Source organism: Ferrovibrio sp., from assembly GCF_029255545.1.
Lineage (GTDB): Bacteria > Pseudomonadota > Alphaproteobacteria > Ferrovibrionales > Ferrovibrionaceae > Ferrovibrio.
Genome location: NZ_JANLJJ010000053.1, coordinates 44,352 through 46,268, shown reverse-complemented (window position 1 = coordinate 46,268; position 1,917 = coordinate 44,352). Strand labels below are relative to the sequence as shown.

Sequence of the window (1,917 nt, the reverse complement as noted above, 5' to 3'; positions counted from 1 at the left end):
CCCACCACCAAGGGCTATCCGCCGACCACCTTCGCCGAACTGCCGCGCCTTTTGGAGCGCGCCGGGCCGGGCACCGAGGAGGGCAGCATCACCGGGCTGTTCACCGTGCTGGTCGACGGCGACGACCATAACGAACCCATCGCCGATGCCACACGCGGCATTCTGGACGGCCATATCGTGATGGAACGCGCCATCGCCGAACGCGGCCGCTATCCCGCCATCAACATCCTGCGCTCGATCTCGCGCACCATGCCGGGCTGTAACACCGAGGATGAAAACATGCTGGTGACGCGCGCGCGCCAGCTGATGGCTACCTATGACGACATGGCCGAGCTGATCCGGCTGGGCGCCTATCGCATGGGATCTGACCCCAAAGTCGACGAGGCGATCCGCTACCAGCCGATGCTGGAAGCCTTCCTCAAGCAGCAGAAAACCGAGCGCGCCGACCTGCCCTCGGGCTACGCCCGGCTGGCTGAAATCTTCATCGAGGGTGAAGGCGGCGGCCAGCAGGCGGCGCAGTAGGACCGGGACTTAGGCCATGCGCGGCGTCGACGGACTGATCCGGTTATGGAAATGGCGGCTCGACGAGCGGCGCCGCATCGTCGTCGACCTGGAAATCCTGCGCGCCGGCATCGAACGGCAGATGATCAGGCTGGACGAAGAGCTGGAGCATGAGCGCCACGTCGCCACCCAGCATTACGAGGCCGGCTTCGGCTTCACCGCTTATCGCCAGGTGAACCGCCAGCGCCATGCCAACCTGGACGTCTCGCGCGAGGAGACGATCGACCGCATCAGGGCCGCGCAGGAAGAGGTCAACGCCGCCTTCCGCGAGCTGAAGAAATACGAACTGGTGCTGGAAAACTGGGAGCGCCGCGAGCGCCAGAAGCAGGAGCGCCGCGAGCAGGCCGAGATGGATGAAGCCGGCCTGCAGGGCTTCCGCCGCCGCCAGGAAACGCCGGGCGACCAGCCCGGTTAAGGGTGGCTGCCGGGCGGAGCCGGTTTCAGGATCCGCAGCAGCCGCCCGTCGATGGCGAGCAGGCCGAGCGCGATGACGCCGAAGCCGAGCAGATGGCGCGGCAGCAGGCTTTCCCCCAGCACCAGCACGCCGAGCAGGATGGCGCTGACCGGCACCAGCAGTGTCACCAGATTGACGTTGCTGCCGGCCACCGCCATGACGCGGAAGAAGATCACGTAAGCCAGCGCGGTGGAAAACACCGCCAGCGCCACCAAAGCCGCGATCACCGGCCAGCCGGGCAGCGCGAAACCCCAGGGCCGGTCGATGACCAAAGCCAGCGGGAGCAACAGCAGCGACGAGGCGATCAGCTGGCCGCTGGCGGTGACCAGCGGCGGCACGCCCATGCGCCGGAAGCGGCGGCCAAACACGCCGGCGAAGGCATAGGACACCGTGGCAAGCAGGCAGGCGGCCTGCGCCGGCAGATTCTGCCCCAGGCCGCCGAGCAAATCGGCCCCCAGCATCACCGCCACGCCAGCCAGGCCAAGCAGCACGCCGAGAATGCGCGCGGGCGTCAGCTTCTCGTCACTGGTGAAGGCATGCGCCACCAAGGCGGTTGAGATCGGCGTGGTGGCATTGAGGATCGAGGCCAGCCCGCTGGGAATCTGGCTCTGGCCCCAGACGATCAGGGTGAAGGGGATGGCGTTGTTGAGCAGCCCCATGCCGAGAAAGGCGAGCCACAGTCCATGCTGGCGCGGCAACCGCAGATTCATCACGCGCAGCACGACCAGCAGCACCAGGGCAGCCAGCACGACGCGGCTGGCCACGATGGTGAACGGCGGCAATTCACGCACGGCGACGCCGATGAAGAAAAACGATCCACCCCAGAGCAGCGACAATGCGCCGAGCAGCAGCCAAACACGTCCGGTCATATCTGAAACATCATCTGCATGATTGATCATTTT

The 1,917-nt window shown here is 66.2% G+C and carries 2 protein-coding genes and 1 pseudogene; 2 read left to right on the top strand and 1 reads right to left on the bottom strand.

What is annotated here, in order from left to right:
* Positions 1-522, top strand: a pseudogene (gene fliI, locus Q1J79_RS11125) (flagellum-specific ATP synthase FliI); the annotation flags it as partial.
* A gap of 16 nt (positions 523-538) precedes the next feature.
* Positions 539-976 carry a hypothetical protein gene (locus Q1J79_RS11120; protein WP_300300201.1) on the top strand — a complete coding sequence of 146 codons (438 nt, stop codon included), beginning with the start codon at positions 539-541 and terminating at the stop codon, positions 974-976.
* On the opposite strand, the gene Q1J79_RS11115 is transcribed toward Q1J79_RS11120, so the two are convergent.
* The gene (locus Q1J79_RS11115) at positions 973-1,884 is read right to left on the bottom strand and encodes a DMT family transporter (protein WP_300300199.1); all 912 of its coding nucleotides are present in this window, start codon (positions 1,882-1,884) and stop codon (positions 973-975) included. The two genes, Q1J79_RS11120 and Q1J79_RS11115, sit on opposite strands and share 4 nt — an antisense overlap.
* Positions 1,885-1,917: the final 33 nt, after the last annotated feature.